Genomic DNA, 19,657 nt, shown 5'->3' with positions numbered 1-19,657 from the left:
AAAGCTTGGCGAAGGCTTTAAATCCCATGACCCAACTGGGAGTGAGGGATAGGGGTGGAGAAGGAGATAATCGAACTCTTCAGGAGACACCTCAGGCTCCAGGGAGATCTACCCCTCGGGGACGATGCCGGCGCGCTCAGGCTCCGTGACGGATGGCTGGTGGCTACAAACGACATGCTCGTGAGAAAAACGGACGTTCCCGGAGTAATGACGCCCGAGCAGGTGGGTTTCAAGGCTGTTACAATGAACGTGAGCGATGTCGCGGCTATGGGGGCCAGACCGGTGGGGTTCCTCTTCTCGCTGGGAGTTCCGCGGGACATTGGAATGGACTACCTTGAGGGAGTCGCGAAGGGGATAGGAAAGGCCCTTGAGCATTACGGCGTCCCTGTTCTGAGCGCGGATACGAACGAGGCGGACGATTTGGTAATAGACGGAATTGCCCTCGGAAGGACCAGGAGACTCCTCACAAGGAGCGGGGCAAGGCCGGGCGACCTAGTCTGCGTGACCGGCGATATCGGCAGAGCTTTGGCAGGCCTCCTCGCCTGGAAGCATGAACTTGACGTTCCAGCGGGCGCGCGGCGGGCTCTATATGAGAAACTCCTCGAACCGAGGGCAAGGGTTAAGGAGGGAATCGAACTGAGCGAACTTGCGAACGCGGCAATCGATATAAGCGACGGCCTGAGCAAGGAGCTTCACCTCCTGGCTGAAATGAGCGGGGTAAGGATAGATATTGAGGCCCAGGAACTTCCGATTAGGGATGAGGTCAGGACAGTAGGTGGGATTCTGGGGCTGGACCCGATTGAGATAGCCCTCGCGAGCGGGGAGGAGTTCGAACTCGTTTTTACCCTGCCGGAGGAGAAGCTTAGATGCCTTGGGGTGAGGTGCACTGTCATAGGAAGGGTTCTGAAGGGAACGGGAGTCTATATTACCACTGATGAAAAAAGACAGGAAATGCCCGTTCTCGGCTGGGAACACCTTAACAGAGGAGTAAAAGGGACGTATAGAGAGATGTTCCGATAACGTTTTAAAACCCTAAGCCGACTTAAGGTAGGTTGTGACTATGCTGGAGAGCCTTGCCACGTCAGCGCAGCAGTATTTTTCAGTGGTGAGCACCGCCTCTCTGAGGTACCTGTTCTTGGCTTTCCTCACCTACTACGTGAGCGTCGTTCTCTACGGCATTCGCTGGAAGCTCGTTCTGAAGGGCGTCGGCAGGGACGCTCCCCTTCGTGAGCTCGTCAAGGCAATACTCGCCTCGATTTTCATGAACAACGTCACCCCCATGAGTAGGAGCGGTGGAGAACTGCTTAGGATGGCATGGGTTTCCAAAAAGGCGAACATCCCAACGGGGGTTTCGGCGGTCAGCATAATCTACGAGCGCATACTGGAGACCATCCCCATATTCGCCCTCTTTCTTGTGGGCATGATGTACTTCTCGTCGGGAGAACCCCTCCCGTTCATAGTCCTCGGCATAGCCGGGGTGATTCTAATATGGATTAAGTGGGACGCCTTCGTGAGGCTCTCGCTCCGTATCTTTAGAACCCCCGTGACGGAGGACGAGATGAGAAAGATAACGGCACTCAGGAGCATGCACAGTCTCAACATGGTGGCAGTACTGCTAAGCTCCACCGTCTGGCTCCTCGACGTTGTCAGATTGAAGCTCATAGCCCTGGCATTCGGTCTCAATCTGGCGTGGAGCTTCATAGCGGTAATCTCAATCGCAAACCTCCTCTTCGGTCTCGTCGCCTTTACCCCTGGGGGCGTGGGAATAATCGAGGGCGGCCTGGTTGGAACCCTCACTTACTTTGGAATTCCAATGGCCCTGGCGATGTCAATAACCCTCCTGGAGCGCTTTGTCTCCTACGTTGCCAGCAGTCTAGTGGGACTAGCGGTCCTCCTGACGTCCGGAGGGGTCGAGATATGGAAAGCCTTAAGATCGCAATAGCGAGTGACTGGTTCTATCCAAAAATAGGGGGGATAGAATCCCACATCGATGAACTGGCCCGCAATCTCGTCCTCCTGGGGCATGAACCCTACGTCTTGACCCACGATTACAGGTACATGAAGCCCTACGTTGACAGCTTCCCATACCGCGTCGTGAGGTTTCCGGCGACGCTTTATTTCCGTAAATACCACTCCAGCGTGGGTTTCTCACAGTTCTGGAGGATAAACGAGTTCTACAAGGAGGTCGGATTTGACATAACCCACGTCCACAGCATATACTCCCCCCTGGCAGTTGCCGTGTCGAAGATATCGAGGGGGATAAGGAACGTCCCTGTGGTCGCCACCAACCACTCATTTTACGGCAGACCTCCGCTGGACTTCCTAATCGGGCCATTCCTCAGGCATCACCTCAAGAGGATAGACACCTTCGTCGCCGTCAGCACCCCCGTCGCAGAAGACACCAGAAACCTGCTGGGGAACAAGCTCAACGGCCGCCCGGTTGTAGTGGTTCCAAACGGGATAGACGTGAGAAAGTGGCGCCCGCCGGAGCCGGAGGAGAGGGAAAGGGCCAGAAGGGATCTCGGCGTGAGGGATGAGATAGTCGTGCTCTACCTGGGCAGGATGACCGAGCGCAAGCAGGCCCACAGAATACCGGTGATGGTCAGGGAGGCTCTCAAGCGAAGTGGGGTCCCCAAAAGCAAGGTAAAGCTCGTGATGATAGGAAACGGGCCGATGCGCCCGGTGCTGGAAAGGAACCTAAGGGAAACCGGTATAGGCGAGATAACCGAGCTGTACGACTTCATGGAGAGGGGAAGACTTCTCCCGCTGTACTGGGCAGCGGACCTGGTTCTAATGCCCGGCATTCTGGAGGCATTCCCCGTTGTCGGGCTTGAGGCCATGGCAACTGGAAATCCCGTCATCGGTCGGAACGAGAGCGGTCTCTCGGACATGGTGCTCAACGGAATCACCGGCCTTCTCGCCGTCAGTGAGGAGGGAATGGCAGAGAACCTTGCCGAGGTGTTCCAGGACAGGGAAAAACTGATAGCCATGGGCGTTGAAGCGCGGAAGAGGGCGGAGAAGGAGTTTTCATGGGAGGTTGTGCTTAGAAGACTGATGCGGGTGTACCGCCATACGATGGATATGGCTAGGGACGTTGACAGGAGGTACCTGATGTACAAAATGATGAGGAGGCTGGGTTGATGCTCGTTTCAATAACGTTTGACGTTGAACACGATTGCCCGCCGTATCTTACGACAACAAGGGGGATGGAGGAGGGACTTCCGAAGCTACTCGATCTGATGGCTGAAAAAAACGTGAGAGCGACGTTCTTCTTCACGGCAGAGATGGCGAAGCGCTTCCCGGGGCTCGTGAAGAGGGTCATCGACGAGGGACACGAGCTCGGAAGCCACAACTACAACCACGAGCGGCTTGACAGGCTCCCCCGAGACGAGGGAGAGAGGGCCATCGTGAAGTCCCTTGAGGTGCTCCGTGAGTTCGGAGAGGTGGTTTCATTCCGCGCCCCCAACCTGCAGTTTCCTAATTACTATTATGATATACTGGCAAAAAACGGGGTTCTCGTTGACTCATCCAAGGCAACCTACAAGGGCTACCGCGAGGGAGTTAGGTTCTTCGGGGAGGTTCTTGAGGTTCCGGCCTCGACGACCTCGTCCGTCATAAGGCTCCCCTGGGGGCTGCAGAGACTCATCCACGCCCGCCTGAGGGAGCCCCGCGTTTACTTCGCCCACCCGTGGGAGTTCGTCCCGATGCAGAAGGAAAAAATCAGATGGGACTGCAGGTTCAACACCGGCAATAAGGCCATAGAGCTCCTCGGAATGCTCATCGATCACTACAGGAGGCAGGGAGCAAAGTTCCTCACGATGGGGGAGTACTACGAACTGTACCAAAAACTTAAACGGTAGTGAGCCAACTATAATCCGGTGAGAGATATGCGCGAGGCCGCCTACTGGGAGCCGCTCGATGGCGGAAAGGTGAGGTGCAGGCTGTGCCCTCTCAACTGCATCATCAACGAGGGGAAGAGAGGCTCCTGCCGGATAAGGAAAAACATCGGAGGTAAGCTCTATACCCTCAACTACGGGAAGGTATCATCCATAGCGGCCGACCCGGTTGAGAAGAAGCCCCTCTTCCACTTCTGGCCCGGTTCGTGCGCCCTCTCGATAAGCACCGTCGGCTGCAACATGCACTGCAAGCACTGCCAGAACTGGGAGATAAGCCAGGCCGACGAGAGCTTCCCCTACCTCCACGACATGACGCCCGAGATGGTCGTGGCGATGGCAAAGCGCTACTCCTGCGAGAGCATAGCCTACACCTACAACGAGCCGGTCATCTGGTACGAGTTCGTCCTCGATACTGCAAAGCTCGCTAAAAGGGAGGGGATTTACAACCTCCTCATAACCAACGGCTACATCAACGAGGAGCCCTTCAGGGAGCTGGCGCCGTACATAGATGCGATGAACATCGACATCAAGGCCTTCAGCGACGAGTTCTACATGAAGATAGCGAGCGTTCCGAGCGGCGAGCCGAGCAGGAGGACTGCTGTTATAGCGAAGAAAGATTTTGGAATCCACGTCGAGCTGACCTACCTAATAATCCCGACGCTCAACGACGGGGAGGAAGAAATCAGGTCCTTCGCGCGCTGGGTCGTTGAGGAGCTCGGAGACGATACTCCCGTTCACTTCTCGCGCTTCTTCCCCCACTACAAGCTCTCCCACCTGCCGCCGACACCGATAGAGACTGTTGAGATGGCCTACCGCGTTGCCAGGGAGGAGGGGCTCAAGTTCGTCTACATCGGCAACGTGCCGGGACACGAGGGGGAGAACACATACTGCCCGAAGTGCGGCAAACCTTTAATAGTCCGCTGGGGATTCAAAATCACCGAGTACAACATCGAGGATGGGAAGTGCAAATACTGCGGCGAACCCATCCCCGTGGTAGGCACGTATAAGAAAAAGCGATATAAGTGGATGTGGTGGTGAAATTGGCCGAAATCGAGGTTATCTTTTACATCGAAGGTGTCGGGAACGACAAGAAAGTTTTAGAAAGGGCCTTGGAGGAGACAGCTAAGAACCTACGGAATGAGAAGGGTGTCAAGATCAAGTACGTAAAACTGGAAGATGTTATAGAGAGTCCGGAAGATGAGCTTCTCAAGTACTCAGGGGTCATAGAGGCCCAGGTGGCCGGAAGTTTTGGTGACATCGTTCGCCTGACCCTCAGGTATTCTCCCGCGGTGGTCGAGGTTCTCAAACCGGGGAAACTGGAAATAGCGGCCAAGGACCTTATGAAAACGCTCGGGGAAGTATCTCTCTTTATGGGGAAGCTCATGAAGCAGTTTGGTGGCCTGGCTGTGTATCCAAAGCTCGATGACATTCCCGAGCCCAGGATTGGCTACTCCAGGGATGAGATAGAGGAGCTTATCGTCGAGGACAGAAACATCCTGTACCGCTTTGTCATAGAGGTTTTCGGGGAGAGCGAAGAGGCCATTAAAACTACCATGGGGAAGGCTCTCAGCATTGAGGGATGCAGAATAAATAAGCTTGTCGTCCAGGGGGAAATGGAAGGCGAGAGTTTCAAAGGCCTCCTTGCGGCGGAACTACTCTCCCCGTTCGAGACTCTGGTCCAGCTTACTGCCAAATATGCCCCAGTGGCCATCTCAATCCTGGAACCGGAGATAATAGACGTAACCGCCAATGAACTCCAGAATACTCTGACCGACATCGGAGGCTTCGTTAACGAGCTGGTTACAAGGCCTGTGAAGAGGCAACTCATGGAGAAGAAGAACACGGAGTTCAAATTAAACCCTTGATATTATCGGCAAAAGGCGAAAAGCCTATAGGCATTTAATTAAGCTTCCTTTCATTTTTACGGCAATGAGCGAGCTTCTTTTAAGCGGAGAAAGGGTCTGAAAGCGAAAAGTATATATACCCTAACCGGGTAGAAAGTCATTGACAATACATATTAGACCATCCCAGGGCGTAAGCCCAAGCTTAAGGAGGTGTTGGGAAAATGAAAGTGAAGAAGATCGCGGCCCTTGCAATTGGTGCCGCAATGGTTGGAGCCACCATGGGCTTTGCCAGCGCTCAGCCGACCGTTCCGAACATACCGAAGGACTTCTTCGTTAACGCCGATGGAACCCCGAACGTTAAAATCGTCGTTGGAAGTACCGCTGCTGCTATGGACGTTGCCAGCGCCGCTGACATTGCCGTTGCCCTTGGCAGCATGCTCTACACCACAGAGCAGGCCGAGATTCAGAACGGCTACGTGAAGGTCAAGGCCGAGTACCCGCCGGAGACCGTTGAGAAGTGGACCATCTACAAGTACAACTACGACACGATCAGGAACATAACCGCATGGGCCACCAGCTACGACAGCCTGCCGGGCGACTACTGGTGGAACGGCGCCGAGTACTCAGCCACCTACAGCGGATGGAGCGACAGCTTCAGCTTCCCAGTCGAGATACCTGACATGGACAAGACCGGTGATGAGCAGCTCATCGACTGGTACATAACCATCCAGAACATCGAGCTCGTATCCAAGGACCCGAGCGACTGGGACAAGAGCCACCCGCCCAAGGACGCTGAGATTAAGATAACCCCGGGCAACGTCACAGTCTTCGTTGACTACGTCCTCTACAACTACACCTACTGGGAGGTCTCAAAGGTCAGGGACGCCTACCCCGAGTGGGGCGTTGGTGAGGAGTACGAGAACACTACCAAGTGGGTCATCGGCGATGCTGATGATGCCCCCGCGAACCTCCTCAGCAGTGAGGTCTACAGCCCAGGTGTTAAAGAGGGCGACACCTTCACGGTCTTTGGCCAGACGTTCTACGTACTGAACGTTGGAAACGACACATTCACTGCCGGTCTCGACAAGGGTGAGGCCTGGTACCAGGTCGGCCAGCCACAGGCCATCGAGGGTACTGACTGGATAGTCACCGTCCTCGACATAAGCATCATCGACCAGAGGGCCCTCGTCGTCGTGAAGAACGCCGTTACCGGCCAGGAGAGCGACCAGAAGATCCTTGAGGAGGGCCAGGACGTTGACATCTTCGGAGACGGAAAGGTCGTCCTCACCCTGCTGGACACCTTCGTCGGTATCGACGGCCACCTCATAGCCAGCATTGCCGCCAGGGTCGATGTCGTTGACTGGTCCAGCGGTAAGACCATAACCTACGACGGCAAGGAGTGGGAGATGACCATTAAGACCGACGGCACATACATAAAGAACATAACCCTCATAAACAAAGACACCCTCCAGGGTAACCCGGTTGACATCTTCGGCACCTACAACCTGTTCTACAAGTTCGAGATGAAGAAGCTCAACGAGAAGTGGCTTGAGGACCAGGGCTACAACTCAACCAACGCTGACATTGACAACGATGGTACCATCGAGGACAAGGACTTCTACGTCGCCTACGCCTACATCTGCCTCAAGGAGAAGGAGGGCAAGGTCGTCGAGAAGGAGCTCAAGGTCGGCGACGACGTCCTCGACACTGACTACAAGGTTGAGGGCATCTACGGCGACGTCACCATGCTCAAGCCGCTCACCGCTCCGATAACCGTCATGGACTACGAGGTCAGCATGGAAGACCCCGGAGCGAACCTCATCCTCATCGGCGGTCCGGTTGCCAACAGCCTCACCAAGTGGCTCGTCGAGCAGAACATCAGCAAGGTTGACTGGTACAACAGCCCAGGCGACATCGAGTACATCCAGGACGCCCTTGGCGGCTACGACGTCGTCATCGTCGCCGGTGCCACCAGGGACGAGACCAAGGTTGCCGCTGAGGCCCTTATGGAGTACCTCGCTGGCCTCTGAAGGCCTTTCATTCTCTTTTAATTCCCTTTTCTGGGGGTTTTGACATTGGATCAAAAGAGGCTTGCAGTGATTCTTGTAGTTCTCCTAGTGGTTGTTGCTCCAATCGGCTACGTGCTCTACTCGTACCATGGCTTTGGCAACGTGATAAATCCGGGGAATCCCAAAGCATCCACCCAGTACGTAATGATTTACACACCTTCGGGACAGTTCTACGCCCTTACCGCAGACCAATACCAAGAGCTGATTGAAGAGGGTACAAGGCCTCCCTCCGGCTCAAAGCTCTTTAACATCACGATAAACAGCTACATAACGGGAAGCCCAGAGGTTGATCTAAACCTAACGATAAGGAGCTTCTACGAGTACTTCACCATAGTGATGGGCGATCCCTCGGTCACCAACTGCAAGGATGCACCCCAGCTGTACGTTGGAGACTGCAAGTATCGGACGCTGGCCGTCTCGGAGATATCGGGCGTTGTGTCCAACATATTCACGACCAACTACTACATAAAGGGGCTCCAGATGGGTTACGATAACGCCACCGCCAAACAGTACGCCTTCAATCAGACGTGGCTCAGATACAGAAAGGTCTACCTGAACTTCTGGACAAAGGTTGACATAGGACGCGGTAAGCTTGGAAACGAGAATCATCTGGCCATAATCCTCTTGGGACCAGCTGAGGGGGCAACGGAGAACAGAATATTTGCCCCCCGTAAGGGCACTCTGGTAATAGAGGGAACCACCGACGAGACTCTGAGAGCAGAGATTGTGCTCATAGAGAACATCATAGGGTTCTCCTGGCCGGAGAACAGCACGGCTACACGGTGATAAGCCCATCCAGGATTTTCCTTTTATCCTCTCCAACCGTCAGGAAGAACTCTTTCTCATCCCTGAATGGACGCTTTGCCAGAATTCTCACAACGTTCTTCCTCCCAATCCCCGGCAGATGCTGAAGAACCCTGGGCGTCTCGGTGTTCACGTTTATCGGAACCGGAACGCCCGTAATGCTCCTAAAGCCATGCCCGACGATGAGGACGCTGTAGAACCTGTTAAGTTTGACCTCCTTTGGAATCCCCACGATGAGGGGATAGCTGCCTATCTGCCTCCCATAGGTGAGGCCGTTCTCAAAGACCTCGGCACGAACGTCCCTGAGAACAGTTCCCACTGGGACGAGACGCTTCAGCATTGGAAGGTCAATCTCGTGCCGTATCTTGTACTTGTAATGCTGGATGAGCCTCTTGTGCTTCTCGGTCTTGACCCGGTCCCTCATGCGCCAAAGAGGCGTTCCGGGGAACACGACAACCTGACGGATGTTTATCCTGCGAACCATTAGCCCATCGTCGAGAAGCCGCTTAAGGAACTGGAACGTGAGTTCGTAGCTCTTTTTGGTCTCCCCGGGCAGGCCAAAGATGATGTTGATTCCCGGGAGAAGCCAGGGCATGCCGTTTGGGCCCCGCTTTCCCCCAACCTCGTTCAAGAGCCTGACGGCTTCGTAGGTTTCCTCCGCAGTCGCGTTCAGATTGTTCAGCTTGGCAACTTTGGGGTCGGCACTTTCAAGCCCAAAGGCCACGACGTTTCCGGAGGTCCCGTATTTTATGAGTGCCTTCGCGATTCTGATGCTCTCCTCCGGATAGTTGGCGATTACCGCGGGGTTGGCGTTATCAACGTGAAGCGTCTTCACGTCGGGCGCGACCGACCGAATTCCGGCGAAGAGCTTCTCTATCGCCTCCGGATTTGGAACGGGAACGCGAGCGTTCGGTTCTGCCATGTAGGAGAAGATACAGCTCTGCCTTCCAACGCGAAAGTGCCTGACGCCGAGCCTGTAGAGCACCTCAACTTCCCGGATTATGTCTTCCACAGGCCGGTTTTCCACAACCTTATAGCGCACGGGCTCGGTGCAGAAGGAGCAACCCCCAATCCCCATGGCCTTTGGACAGCCCCTCTGGGTCTCAATCTCAACTATAACGAAATCCGGATAATCGGGGAACTGCCTTACCACTTCCGCCCCGAGGAGGGAGTAATCCCTTAGCTCATCATAGGTTCTGAAGCGGAAAGGGTCGGCATCCCTGGGACTTATCAGGAAATCGTGGAGAAACGCCTCAAGGTCACCGTAAACTATGTGGTCAAAAACCGCCTCCGCCATCATCAGCTCGCGGGAGCTTATCTTTGTGCCCCCCGCATGGGCCGACCCCATGAAGGCCGGACCTCCAAGGATTTTGATTCCATTAAGGGGCTTCAGAAACCTGGCCACTTCCTCCACCTGGGAGGGCACCGCCGAGAGATACTTGCCCGGCGTATGAAGACCGCCGATGTAGACGATAACGTCCGCCTTCTTGAGTATTTCCCGGGTTTTCGGGAAGTTGGGGGTTTTGTTCTTGGTGGCTATTCCCCTCTCACCATCAAAAGTGGCCCGGAGGTCGTCTATGGTCAGGTAGAAAACCGCGGTGTCTTTCCTCGCCTTCTTTATGGCCCCGTAGGCGTAGCGGGGGTATATTCCCAGATAGGGCGGAACACCCAGCCCGGCGGGTTCATCGGTATAGCCGTCAATGATGGCGATTATCATGGTCTGGAGTTCGTGAGGGTCTTTTAAAAATCAATCGGAGGCGAAAAGTATAAACACAAGAACCCCGTACCATAGCTGGGGATAATATGAAGGCATCACGGTACAAGACAGAAGAGGAAAGGGCCAGATTTAGGGAGATACTGGAGGCCATCTCCAAACTGAACCACAAGGAACTACTGGCCTATTGGATGGATCAAGAAAGTTAAAGAGGCTGAGATGTACCACAAACTCCACCAGCTCAGCAAGGATGTGAACTGGGACGAGCGCGTATCCAAGCTGTTCTTCCAGCTCTATAAGGAGAGCCTGGGACATGCCGAAGCCCTGCTTAGGATGTTCAAAGAAATGTTTCCAAACGAGAGTCCACCGGAGGTCACCCTACCCGCCCTGGAGGTGGAGCTCTCCGAGGAAAGATTAAGGGACATGGTCTACCACGGGCACCTCAAGGATATCCTCGAGTACCTGATGGGAACCGAGAAGCTGGCCCACGACGTTTACAAGTATCTGGCCGAGAGAACCGAGGATGAAAACTCCAAGGCAACCTTGATATGGCTGGCCAACATAGAAAACGGCCACTACCAGAAATTAAGGAACCTGTACGTTTCCCTGTTTGGAAGTGAGCCAGGGGAGTGATCAGTCCAGAATACCCTCAGCAACGAGGAACTCCTCGATGTCCTTCACTTCCACAGGGGTGAGCTGAAAGACCCTTTTCTCGGCGTGAGGCATATCGGAGAGGCTCTTTCTAACTCTCTTGAATCCCTCTCTGTCAAGACCGAGCATGTGGTGGGACTTCCTCAGGGCCGCCAGAACTGTACTCCTCCTGTGCTGGAAGAGCGCTCTCACGAGGTTTTCGTCGAGCTCTATTCTCTCCCCCCTCGGCTTGGGTTCGAGTACCACGACGGCCGAGTCAACCTTCGGCCTCGGCCAGAAGGCTCCCCTGCCGATGCGCTCCACGAGTTCGGCGTAGGCCTTAGCCTGAACCATCAGGGAAAGACGGGAGTAGTTTCTATCCCCCGGCTTTGCCACCATCCTCTGGGCGAACTCCAGCTGGTAGATTAGAACGGCTTTCTCAAACTCATACTTCAAAAAGCGGAAGGTTATGGGGGATGAGATTTGATACGGGAGGTTGGAGACTATCTTGTTGAACTCGGGGAATTCGACCCTGAGGGCATCGCCCTCGATTATCTCAACGTTGGGCCAGTCGTACTCCCTCCTAAGTATCTCGACGAGGCGCCTGTCCTTCTCGATGGCGTACACCTTCCCGGCACTCCTGCTCAATGCGTCCGTCAGAACGCCGAGGCCGGGTCCGACCTCAAGGACGACGTCTTTTTCATCCAGCTCCGCCCTTTCGACGTTCCTCTCTATTATATCAGGCACTATCAGAAAGTTCTGTCCCAGGTCAGAATTTGCCTTGAGGCCGTATTTGGAAATGATAGAAAAGAGACGCTCCCTCATACGCGGAATATCCTCCTGGAGCCAACGAAGAGCCTGTAGCGGTCCTTGCCCTCAAGCTCATCAACGACGCGCTTGGCTATCATCTTCGCCGGATCGGGGAGACCCTTGACGCGGTGGCGGAGGTCATCGAAGCTTTTGAAGGGCTCCTTCTTGCGCTCGTCCAGTATCTCCCACATGTGCTTCTTACCTATTCCCGGCAGGAGCTCCAGGCTGTGGAGCCTGTTGGTTATCGGAGGGGCCATGTTGAAGAACTGCACGAAGCGCTCCTCGTTGTTCTTGACTATCTCCTCCACAACGTAGGGAAGCTCGGCCTTGGCAGTGGCCGTCAGCTCATCGTAGTGAATCTTCTTATTTATCATGAGTATCTTATCCCTCTGTCCCTTGCCTATGAAAACCCTCTCGTATAGCATGAGGTCTTCCTTGGGGGCGACCTCAAGGAGCGTGAATGCCTTTTCACCTATAACCTGCGCCACGGGCTTCCCGGTTCGCCTACCCGTCCTCAAATCGGTGTAGCCCTCGGGAAGATAGTCCAGCACATAGGCGTATTCCTCATACTCAACGTTCCGCCTCTTCTTTTCGAGGCTTTCCCTGTAAGAATGTCTCCGGTACCTATCCATTGTCTCTCCCCCAGAAGTTATACCCTCCCGGAGTTTTTATACTTTGTCTAGGAAAAGGAAAAGAAGAGGTCACTCCCTGTAGTCGTCGAGGAGCCTTACTATCTCCTCGGCCTCCTCTTTGGTGGGCATGTAGTCCTCCTTGCTGAAGATTACCCGTATATCAAAGTAATCCTCGGGCATCAGGTCAACGAGCTTCGCGGCGAGCCTTTCGTCTATCCAATCAAAGAGCTCCATAAGCTTTTCCTTCAGCTCAACCGCCTGCTCGGGCTTGAGTTTCGCAAAGCGCTCGGCATGTTCGAGGCTAACCCTGGCCTCGTAGAACATCGGCTCCTCCGGGTTGTCCTCCATCCCCTCTGCCTTGCGCCTCTCGAGGAGCTCCTTGGTTTCGGCTATCGTGAGGTACCGCTCCTCGAGCTTCTTTCTCCCTATCATGCTCATCCCTTCTGGGCCCTGAGGTGAACCGGGTGGATGAAGAAGGTCTTAACCTTCCCGCCGTCCTTAATCTGGACGACGTAGGCATCGCCGCGCTTTCCAACGACTGTTCCGGTTCTTCCGTGGAACCTCGGGTCGGGCATGCCCCTGTGGTAGCTCGGCTCGATAACTATGTGGACCTTCTGCCCGGTCTCAAACTCCTGAAGGAACCTCGTGAGAGGCGGAAGCCCCCTTCTCCTGGGGCTCTTGCTGAGCTTCCCGCGGGTCTTCCTCCTAAAGCTGTGGGCCTTTTTGACCATTCCTATCACCTCACGGATTTTTATCCATCACGCAACGGACGCAAAGGCGTATCCGGTTTTCAGGAAGTTCCGGCCTTTTCGGCATATGGACTAAGCCTGTTATGGCTTCGCTATCCAATCGGCGAGAACCGTTTATAAAGTTTTCAGTCATCAAAGATGTTCAGCACATCGAGTCTCTCACACCAGGCGGGTTTTCCGAGCAGGTCACTCACAGAGGGCCTCGTGCGCCCTCTATCACCTGAAACCAGCTCCTTGATGTAAAGGCCTCCATCTGTGACGAGACGGAGCTCGAAGTGCTTTTCATCGAGCCACCTCGCCTCTGCCTCATGAACCTTTCTGACCCTGACCCTGTCTGCCCTTGCATTCCTTACGCGCCAGGGAGTCCTCTGATGGATTTTAAGCCCCGCGAGCCTTTCCGCGACATACTTTGCCTCTTCAGGAGTTACCCCATCGTCGACACGGACGAGGGCCAGATATTCTTTACGGTGATTTTGAGTGAGTACCTGCTCCGCTTCCTTCGGTGAAACGAAGCGCAGGTCAAGCACCTCAACCTTCCCGCTTTCGTTTATCTCAGCGGCTATAGCGTCAAGGTTGAGCTTGCGCTTTTTCGGTCGCTTTATTTCCACGATAAATGGCCTGCCGTTGCCCAGCATGCGGACGTCAACGTCCTCCCTGCCGGCGCCTTTGAAAACGCACTTTCCGCCGGATGTCCTCGAAAACGGGCGGCAGATTATCGACGCAACGCTGTCCTCAAAGTCCGGGAGTGGTGTCTGGGGAATTCCCCTCACAAGCTTCCTGTAACGGCCGTAGATGTAGAGCGGGTTTATCTGAAGCTCCACCCTGCCGGAATAGGGCTCGACGATAAAAACCACGTCTGGATTCTTGGCGGTGTCCTTTCCGGTTGCCATGCCAAAGGCCTTTCCAAGTTCGCGGTTGAACTCCCTGTTGATGGGCTCGGCAGTCTCGATTCCAAATTCCTCCCGGAGGGCCTCTTCCTTTTCGCGCACCTCCTTGGGGAAGCGTGAGCCTATGAGGAACGTCTCAAATTCTATATCCCCGGCCACTTCTTTCATTTTCTCAATGAGTTCCGGGATTCTCTCAAAGACGTTGCCGCACAGCTCGCACGTTTCAGGTTCATCAAGCGGTGGAAGGCCCCGCCTGCAACGCTCCATGTTGAGAACGAACCTTATCGCCCTTCCTCTCTCCTCGTTGGTGCCCTTTCCGAGCTTCGCGAAGAGCCTCCCAAGGCAGTGATCGCATAACCTCCGGGACTCCAGAACCCTCTCCGCCCTCTCGATTATCATGCTCCCACCCTAAGGTTTATATCCCGCCACGCAAAGCCTCAGGCGATGATGACTCGTAGGCAGCGCATAATAAAGCTTTTGGAGGAGCGGGACTACTCGCCGGGTGAGCTTGCCCTGGCACTGGAGCTCAGGGGCAGGGGTGCAAGGAAGGTCATCATCGAGGATCTGAAGGCCATCCAAAAGACGCTCAAGCGGGAGGGAAAAGTGCTCCTCATAAAACCCGCCGAGTGCAGGAAGTGCGGCTTCGTCTTCAGGCCGGAAATCCACGTTCCCTCGCGCTGTCCCAGGTGCAAATCCGAGTGGATAGAGGAGCCGAGGTTTAAGATTGAAGCCAGGTAGTTGTCACTCTGACAGAATTTGTCGGTAATTACAGCCGATTTTTGTCATCCGTCCAGCCCGAAGGTTTATATTGGATTGAACCCACTATCCCCCGGAGGGAGAGGTATGCGCAAAGTTGAGAGGTTTATGAGGGATAAAAACCTGGAAGTCGGAGATTACGTCCGGATAATTGAAAAGGAAAATGGAAACACGAGCGTCTATGAGGGCATCGTCATGAACCCCTACGAGCTCTCCAGCGGCGAAACCCTCACGCTGAAGCTCGACAACGGGTACAACATCGGAATACTGGTTGACCAGATAGTGTCGGTTGAAATCATCGAGAAAGCCGCCCCAAGGGAAGAGCTGAAGTTTGAGGAAGTATTCCCCAAGAAACCGGGCCTTCCAAGCGTCGCAATAATAGGAACCGGCGGAACAATAGCCAGCAGGATTGACTACAAAACCGGCGCCGTTCACGCGGCCTTCACCGCCGAGGAGCTCGCCAAGGCCGTCCCCGAGATATTTGACATAGCCAACATAACACCGAAGCTTCTCTTCAACATAATGAGCGAGGACATGCGCCCGGAGTACTGGATTAGAATAGCCCACGAGGTTGCCCGGATGCTGAACAACGGTGAAGACGGCGTTGTGATAGCCCACGGAACCGACACGATGGCATACACCGCTTCGGCGCTCAGCTTCATGCTCCGTGACCTCGGAAAGCCTGTCATCCTCGTCGGTTCCCAGAGGAGCTCCGACAGGCCAAGCAGCGACGCGGCGATGAACCTCATATGCTCGGTCAGAATGGCCACCGCAGACTTCGGGGAGGTCTCCATCGTTATGCACGGTGAGACGGGTGATACCTACTGCCTCGCCCACCGCGGAACCAAAGCAAGGAAGATGCACACGAGCAGGAGGGACGCCTTCAGGAGCATAAACGACATCCCGATCGCAAGGATATGGCCGGATGGCAGGATCGAGTTCCTCAGAAAAGACTACAGAAAGAGAACCGAGAGTGAGGTCTGGGTGGACGACGAAATGGAGGAACGCGTGGCCCTCGTCAAAGCGTTCCCGGGAATCCAGCCAGAGGTTATAGACTTCTTCGTTGACAGGGGATACAAAGGACTCGTCATTGAGGGGACTGGCCTCGGACACGTGCCGACGTACCTCATAGAGTCCATAAGGCGCGCCACTGAGGAGGGAGTAACCGTCTGCATGACGAGCCAGTGTCTCTACGGCAGGGTGAACCTGAACGTCTATTCCACAGGAAGGAGGCTTCTCAAGGCTGGAGTCATTCCGTGCGAGGACATGCTACCGGAGACGGCCTACGTCAAGCTGATGTGGGTCCTCGGCCACACCGACGACCCGAGGGAAGTGCGCGAGATGATGCTGACGAACTACGCCGGCGAGATAACTCCCTACACGAGGTTCGATACCTTCCTGAGGTGATGACGATGGCGGACAGGTTCAACTACCAGGAGCTCGGCCTCAAGGTTGGTCTTGAAATCCACAGGCAGCTCGACACCAAGAAGCTGTTCTCACCCGTACCGAGCGAGTTCAGCGACGAGGTGGACTTCACGTTCAGGCGGAGGCTCAGGCCCACGATAAGCGAGCTGGGCGAGATAGACCCTGCGGCACTTGAAGAGTTCAAGAAGGGGAGGACGTACATCTACGAGGGCAACTACGAACTCACCGACCTCGTCTACATGGACGAAGAACCGCCCCATATGCCCGACGAGGAGGCACTCAAGGTCTCCCTCCAGATAAGTTACCTCCTAAATGCCACTCCCGTTGATGAGGTTCACTTCATGCGCAAGATAGTCATAGACGGCTCCAACGTCTCCGGCTTCCAGAGGACCGCGATAATAGCCATGAACGGAAGGGTCGATACGCCGTGGGGGAGCGTTGGCATTCCAACGATATGCCTTGAGGAGGACGCGTGCCGCATCGTCGAGAGGAAGGACAAGGAGGTAATCTACCGCCTCGATCGTCTCGGAATACCGCTCGTCGAGATAGCAACAACGCCCGACATACACCACCCCGAGCAGGCGAAGGTCGTGGCCAAGTACATAGGCGACGCGCTCAGGGCAACGAGGAAGGTGAAGCGCGGCCTCGGGACGATAAGGCAGGACCTCAACGTCTCCATCAAGGGTGGGGCCAGGGTCGAGATTAAGGGTGTCCAGGAGCTGGACATGATACCGGTCATTATCGAGCGCGAGGTGGAGAGGCAGCTCAGCCTGCTCAAAATCAGGGACGAGCTTCGCGAGAGGGGAGCAAAGCCGGAGGACATCAAGGAGGAGTTCCACGACGTTACAGAGATTTTCCAGAACACCAGTTCGAAGATAATAGCAAGGGCAATAAAGAAGGGGGGCAAAGTCCTCGCGGTAAAGCTTCCGAAGTTCCGCGGGCTCATTGGAAGGGAAATACAGCCGGGAAGAAGGCTCGGCACCGAGATGGCCGACAGGGCCAAGAAGTACGTCAGGGGCATCTTCCACATCGATGAATTGCCGAACTATGGAATTACAGAATTAGAGGTTAATGCGGTTGTTGAAAAACTTGGCCTCGGTGAGGAAGACGCGTTCGTTCTCGTTGCTGCAGAGGAAGAAATGGCCAAGAAGGCCCTGCGCGAGGTTCTCCAGCGCGCCAGGGAGGCCATTGAGGGCGTCCCCGAGGAGACGAGGAGGGCTTTGCCGGACGGCAACACCCAGTACATGCGCCCGCTACCCGGTAAGGCCAGGATGTATCCTGAGACGGATATACCGCCGATACTGATAACGGACGAGATGAAGGAGGAGATACTCGCAAACCTGCCCGAACTTCCGCAGGAGCGCGTTGAACGTTACGTTAAGGAGTACGGAATTGACAGGAGCCTGGCCGAAACGCTGGTCAACGACGAGCGCGATGAACTGTTTGAGGAGCTTGTCGGGAAGGGCGTCAAGCCCTCGCTGGCGGCTTCGATACTCGTGGTGGTTCTCAAAGGGCTCAAAAAGGAAGTTCCAATCGAGAACATAACCGACGAGCACATCAGGGAGGCCTTCGAGCTATACCTCAACGGGAAGATAGCCAAGGAGGCCTTCGAGGAAATTTTCAAGGAGCTTGCGAAGAATCCGGAGAAGAGCGCCGCCCAGGTTGCCGAGGAGAGGGGTCTGACGCTCCTCAGCGAGGAGGAGGTCGAGGGAATAATCGACGAGGTAATCCAGCAGAACATCGAGGTCATCAGGGCCAAGGGAATGGGTGCAATGGGAATGGTAATGGGCAGAGCGATGGCGAGGCTCCGCGGAAGGGCCGACGGAAAGCTCGTCAGCTCGCTCGTGAGGAAGAAGATTCAGGAGGCCATCTCATAGGCCCCCCTAACTTTTCTATTAAACCCCCAGGAACTTCCGGACTTTAAACTTGAGATAACCAAAAAACGCGCTGTTGAGATAGGAGTCTGTTGAATGAGTAAAGAGTGTTCTCGCGATCCTATAATCCTTAAAGTGGAGAAATGCCAGCTCTCGAAAGTCACTCTTATCGAACAAAAGGATCGTATTGCCGAGTACCCTGGCTCCAAAAGCGTCCAGCGGGTCATAACGTACCCGCGTGAGTTTTCGTGGAGAACCCATCTTAATTCGTCTGTAGTTTCTGGTGATTAGTTCATCGATTAGTGTGAAAGTTCCCCTTCCGAATCCTGCAGGGTGATCCTTAATCTCAATCTTGGTAGGCTGGACAACTTTGTCGAGAACGTAGTACTCTGGAAACAGCTTTTCGCGGATTTTTACCACCTCAAGAAGATTAAACAGGGCGGACAGATACGTCTCAATGACGGCTTCAGGAGTTATATCCAAATAATAAAGCTCATCCAACAGGGCCCCTTTTCCTCTTGGACACTCCATTCGTAGAAGCTTTGTTCCATTGGAATCAACGATGTAAAGGCCCCTATCAAGAAGGAAGCTTTTGTAGCGCGGGAACTGAATGGCCACGTCCTCGAATAGCAGTTCAAATAACCTTGAAGTAGAACTCAGTACCAATGACTTGCACTTGTGACCATCTATATCCACGGGGATCATTGGAGATTCCCCAATATTTATTGGGAAAATCCCCCTAAATTAACCTTTCTTTGACCTAATGTTGGAAAATAGGCAGAAGAACTAACAAAATGAACAACTAAAAATTTAAAATCTAAAAAGGGTTACATTGGCGGCTCATTAAACGAAATTCCACCCGGATTACTGAATTAAAATTAAAACTTTTAAACTCATAGGAGTATTTAGTCCCATGGGAATCATGGAGAGATATAGGTCATACATGAGAGAGTGGATGGGGTCAAAGAAGCTCCTGAAGTATGCCCGGGCCAGGTGTGAAATCTTGTCAGAATGCACACGACAGACTGAGGAATTCCTTAACTCCAGAGGGGCACGCTACTCACGGCTGATCGATCCCGATCCGCACATGATAACCGCAATGTCAGAGCCGTTTTATGAACAGGAAAAATTTTTAGGTATAATTGAGCTGAGAGATGAGTTGAGCCGTGCGTTCTACCTAATAGAATCTGATATCCCGGTAAATTTTGGAGAGCTTCCCGGGGTGGAGTTTACCATAGCCTTTAGAGTGAAGAAAAAAGAGGGGCTGATGGCCCTTATAATGGCCATATACGAGGGAAAGATTGGAGGAGCAAGGCATAAACACCGTTCCATGATCAACTTTCTTACCAGTTTCTTTGGAAGCCTGTTCCTATCTACAATGATGAACTTCAAGAGTTATTGGGTCCAGCTCATAATAACGCTGACTCTAACAGTCCTCCTGTTCCTGATATTAGACTATCCATTTCCCGTCTTGTATTTCAAGGGCGTCGAGGTTGTATCGAATAAAGAAACTTCGATGAAGGTCTTTGTTCTCAGGGATAGGATGTGGGAAAAGAGGGAAAACTAA

At 54.1% G+C, this 19,657-nt stretch carries 20 protein-coding genes; 13 read left to right on the top strand and 7 right to left on the bottom strand.

What is annotated here, in order from left to right:
- Nucleotides 1–54 precede the first annotated feature (54 nt).
- The 8 genes from E3E37_RS01905 (at nucleotide 55) to E3E37_RS01870 (ending at nucleotide 8,595) form a co-directional block, all read left to right on the top strand.
- Nucleotides 55–1,020, top strand: coding sequence for a thiamine-phosphate kinase (locus E3E37_RS01905; RefSeq protein ID WP_167714542.1), 966 nt, complete (start codon nucleotides 55–57; stop codon nucleotides 1,018–1,020).
- A gap of 40 nt (nucleotides 1,021–1,060) precedes the next feature.
- Entirely contained in the window at nucleotides 1,061–1,942 is an 882-nt protein-coding gene (locus tag E3E37_RS01900; protein ID WP_167715271.1) for a flippase-like domain-containing protein, read from the top strand.
- Nucleotides 1,918–3,141: a glycosyltransferase family 4 protein gene (locus E3E37_RS01895; protein WP_167714541.1), complete on the top strand. Its 1,224-nt coding sequence runs from the start codon at nucleotides 1,918–1,920 to the stop codon at nucleotides 3,139–3,141. The genes E3E37_RS01900 and E3E37_RS01895 overlap by 25 nt, the downstream gene beginning before the upstream one ends.
- A complete protein-coding gene (locus tag E3E37_RS01890; protein ID WP_167715269.1) occupies nucleotides 3,141–3,860 on the top strand; it encodes a polysaccharide deacetylase family protein in 720 nt (239 codons plus the stop codon). Before E3E37_RS01895 ends, E3E37_RS01890 begins: the two co-directional genes overlap by 1 nt.
- A 27-nt stretch (nucleotides 3,861–3,887) precedes the next feature.
- Complete coding sequence (gene amrS / locus E3E37_RS01885; protein WP_167715267.1) at nucleotides 3,888–4,934, top strand: AmmeMemoRadiSam system radical SAM enzyme; 1,047 nt, start codon at nucleotides 3,888–3,890, stop codon at nucleotides 4,932–4,934.
- Between the two features lie 2 nt (nucleotides 4,935–4,936).
- A complete protein-coding gene (locus E3E37_RS01880) occupies nucleotides 4,937–5,761 on the top strand; it encodes a hypothetical protein (RefSeq protein ID WP_167715266.1) in 825 nt (274 codons plus the stop codon).
- A gap of 200 nt (nucleotides 5,762–5,961) precedes the next feature.
- Nucleotides 5,962–7,770 (top strand): S-layer protein, encoded by a 1,809-nt coding sequence (locus tag E3E37_RS01875; protein WP_167714540.1) that lies wholly within the window; start codon nucleotides 5,962–5,964, stop codon nucleotides 7,768–7,770.
- 45 nt (nucleotides 7,771–7,815) lie between these two features.
- Complete coding sequence (locus tag E3E37_RS01870) at nucleotides 7,816–8,595, top strand: hypothetical protein (RefSeq protein ID WP_167714539.1); 780 nt, start codon at nucleotides 7,816–7,818, stop codon at nucleotides 8,593–8,595.
- On the opposite strand, the gene E3E37_RS01865 is transcribed toward E3E37_RS01870, so the two are convergent.
- Nucleotides 8,585–10,330, bottom strand: a complete 1,746-nt coding sequence (locus tag E3E37_RS01865) for a radical SAM protein (RefSeq protein WP_167714538.1) — start codon at nucleotides 10,328–10,330, stop codon at nucleotides 8,585–8,587. The genes E3E37_RS01870 and E3E37_RS01865 overlap by 11 nt on opposite strands.
- 216 nt (nucleotides 10,331–10,546) lie before the next feature.
- Here E3E37_RS01865 and E3E37_RS01860 point away from each other — a divergent pair, with 216 nt between their 5' ends.
- Nucleotides 10,547–10,960, top strand: a complete 414-nt coding sequence (locus E3E37_RS01860) for a ferritin family protein (protein WP_240921884.1) — start codon at nucleotides 10,547–10,549, stop codon at nucleotides 10,958–10,960.
- Here the strand turns inward: E3E37_RS01860 and rsmA are convergent, their stop codons facing one another.
- From rsmA to E3E37_RS01835, 5 genes are all read right to left on the bottom strand, one after another.
- Nucleotides 10,961–11,782, bottom strand: coding sequence for a 16S rRNA (adenine(1518)-N(6)/adenine(1519)-N(6))-dimethyltransferase RsmA (gene rsmA / locus E3E37_RS01855; RefSeq protein ID WP_167714537.1), 822 nt, complete (start codon nucleotides 11,780–11,782; stop codon nucleotides 10,961–10,963).
- Nucleotides 11,779–12,399, bottom strand: coding sequence for a DUF655 domain-containing protein (locus E3E37_RS01850; protein WP_088180133.1), 621 nt, complete (start codon nucleotides 12,397–12,399; stop codon nucleotides 11,779–11,781). Before E3E37_RS01850 ends, rsmA begins: the two co-directional genes overlap by 4 nt.
- Nucleotides 12,400–12,468: 69 nt before the next feature.
- Nucleotides 12,469–12,831: an RNA polymerase Rpb4 family protein gene (locus E3E37_RS01845; protein ID WP_088864356.1), complete on the bottom strand. Its 363-nt coding sequence runs from the start codon at nucleotides 12,829–12,831 to the stop codon at nucleotides 12,469–12,471.
- 2 nt (nucleotides 12,832–12,833) lie between these two features.
- Complete coding sequence (locus E3E37_RS01840; RefSeq protein WP_088180131.1) at nucleotides 12,834–13,130, bottom strand: 50S ribosomal protein L21e; 297 nt, start codon at nucleotides 13,128–13,130, stop codon at nucleotides 12,834–12,836.
- A 143-nt stretch (nucleotides 13,131–13,273) separates the two neighbouring features.
- Nucleotides 13,274–14,434 (bottom strand): tRNA pseudouridine(54/55) synthase Pus10, encoded by a 1,161-nt coding sequence (locus E3E37_RS01835; RefSeq protein ID WP_167714536.1) that lies wholly within the window; start codon nucleotides 14,432–14,434, stop codon nucleotides 13,274–13,276.
- Between the two features lie 45 nt (nucleotides 14,435–14,479).
- Here E3E37_RS01835 and E3E37_RS01830 point away from each other — a divergent pair, with 45 nt between their 5' ends.
- From E3E37_RS01830 to gatE, 3 genes are all read left to right on the top strand, one after another.
- Nucleotides 14,480–14,773: a transcriptional regulator gene (locus tag E3E37_RS01830; protein WP_167714535.1), complete on the top strand. Its 294-nt coding sequence runs from the start codon at nucleotides 14,480–14,482 to the stop codon at nucleotides 14,771–14,773.
- Nucleotides 14,774–14,878: 105 nt separating this feature from the next.
- Nucleotides 14,879–16,198, top strand: a complete 1,320-nt coding sequence (gene gatD, locus E3E37_RS01825) for a Glu-tRNA(Gln) amidotransferase subunit GatD (RefSeq protein WP_167714534.1) — start codon at nucleotides 14,879–14,881, stop codon at nucleotides 16,196–16,198.
- A gap of 5 nt (nucleotides 16,199–16,203) precedes the next feature.
- The gene (gene gatE / locus E3E37_RS01820) at nucleotides 16,204–18,093 is read left to right on the top strand and encodes a Glu-tRNA(Gln) amidotransferase subunit GatE (protein ID WP_167715264.1); all 1,890 of its coding nucleotides are present in this window, start codon (nucleotides 16,204–16,206) and stop codon (nucleotides 18,091–18,093) included.
- An 18-nt stretch (nucleotides 18,094–18,111) separates the two neighbouring features.
- Here gatE and E3E37_RS01815 read toward each other — a convergent pair whose 3' ends face one another.
- The gene (locus E3E37_RS01815) at nucleotides 18,112–18,795 is read right to left on the bottom strand and encodes a hypothetical protein (RefSeq protein WP_088864351.1); all 684 of its coding nucleotides are present in this window, start codon (nucleotides 18,793–18,795) and stop codon (nucleotides 18,112–18,114) included.
- 208 nt (nucleotides 18,796–19,003) lie between these two features.
- Here E3E37_RS01815 and E3E37_RS01810 point away from each other — a divergent pair, with 208 nt between their 5' ends.
- Nucleotides 19,004–19,657, top strand: coding sequence for a hypothetical protein (locus E3E37_RS01810; protein ID WP_167714533.1), 654 nt, complete (start codon nucleotides 19,004–19,006; stop codon nucleotides 19,655–19,657).

The organism is Thermococcus sp. ES12 (assembly GCF_012027515.1).
GTDB classification, from domain to species: domain Archaea; phylum Methanobacteriota_B; class Thermococci; order Thermococcales; family Thermococcaceae; genus Thermococcus; species Thermococcus barossii.
Note: the sequence above shows the minus strand (reverse complement) of the source record. Positions and strands in the feature narration are given on the sequence as shown.

Bases quoted from the DNA above. Each gene is read 5' to 3' on its own strand.
- E3E37_RS01900 (WP_167715271.1), top strand. From the start codon at position 1,061: ATGCTGGAGAGCCTTGCCACGTCAGCGCAGCAGTATTTTTCAGTGGTG.
- E3E37_RS01895 (WP_167714541.1), top strand. From the start codon at position 1,918: ATGGAAAGCCTTAAGATCGCAATAGCGAGTGACTGGTTCTATCCAAAA.
- E3E37_RS01890 (WP_167715269.1), top strand. From the start codon at position 3,141: ATGCTCGTTTCAATAACGTTTGACGTTGAACACGATTGCCCGCCGTAT.
- amrS (WP_167715267.1), top strand. From the start codon at position 3,888: ATGCGCGAGGCCGCCTACTGGGAGCCGCTCGATGGCGGAAAGGTGAGG.
- E3E37_RS01875 (WP_167714540.1), top strand. From the start codon at position 5,962: ATGAAAGTGAAGAAGATCGCGGCCCTTGCAATTGGTGCCGCAATGGTT.
- E3E37_RS01865 (WP_167714538.1), bottom strand. From the start codon at position 10,330: ATGATAATCGCCATCATTGACGGCTATACCGATGAACCCGCCGGGCTG.
- E3E37_RS01860 (WP_240921884.1), top strand. From the start codon at position 10,547: ATGTACCACAAACTCCACCAGCTCAGCAAGGATGTGAACTGGGACGAG.
- rsmA (WP_167714537.1), bottom strand. From the start codon at position 11,782: ATGAGGGAGCGTCTCTTTTCTATCATTTCCAAATACGGCCTCAAGGCA.
- E3E37_RS01850 (WP_088180133.1), bottom strand. From the start codon at position 12,399: ATGGATAGGTACCGGAGACATTCTTACAGGGAAAGCCTCGAAAAGAAG.
- E3E37_RS01845 (WP_088864356.1), bottom strand. From the start codon at position 12,831: ATGATAGGGAGAAAGAAGCTCGAGGAGCGGTACCTCACGATAGCCGAA.
- E3E37_RS01840 (WP_088180131.1), bottom strand. From the start codon at position 13,130: ATGGTCAAAAAGGCCCACAGCTTTAGGAGGAAGACCCGCGGGAAGCTC.
- E3E37_RS01835 (WP_167714536.1), bottom strand. From the start codon at position 14,434: ATGATAATCGAGAGGGCGGAGAGGGTTCTGGAGTCCCGGAGGTTATGC.
- E3E37_RS01830 (WP_167714535.1), top strand. From the start codon at position 14,480: ATGATGACTCGTAGGCAGCGCATAATAAAGCTTTTGGAGGAGCGGGAC.
- gatD (WP_167714534.1), top strand. From the start codon at position 14,879: ATGCGCAAAGTTGAGAGGTTTATGAGGGATAAAAACCTGGAAGTCGGA.
- gatE (WP_167715264.1), top strand. From the start codon at position 16,204: ATGGCGGACAGGTTCAACTACCAGGAGCTCGGCCTCAAGGTTGGTCTT.
- E3E37_RS01815 (WP_088864351.1), bottom strand. From the start codon at position 18,795: ATGATCCCCGTGGATATAGATGGTCACAAGTGCAAGTCATTGGTACTG.
- E3E37_RS01810 (WP_167714533.1), top strand. From the start codon at position 19,004: ATGGGAATCATGGAGAGATATAGGTCATACATGAGAGAGTGGATGGGG.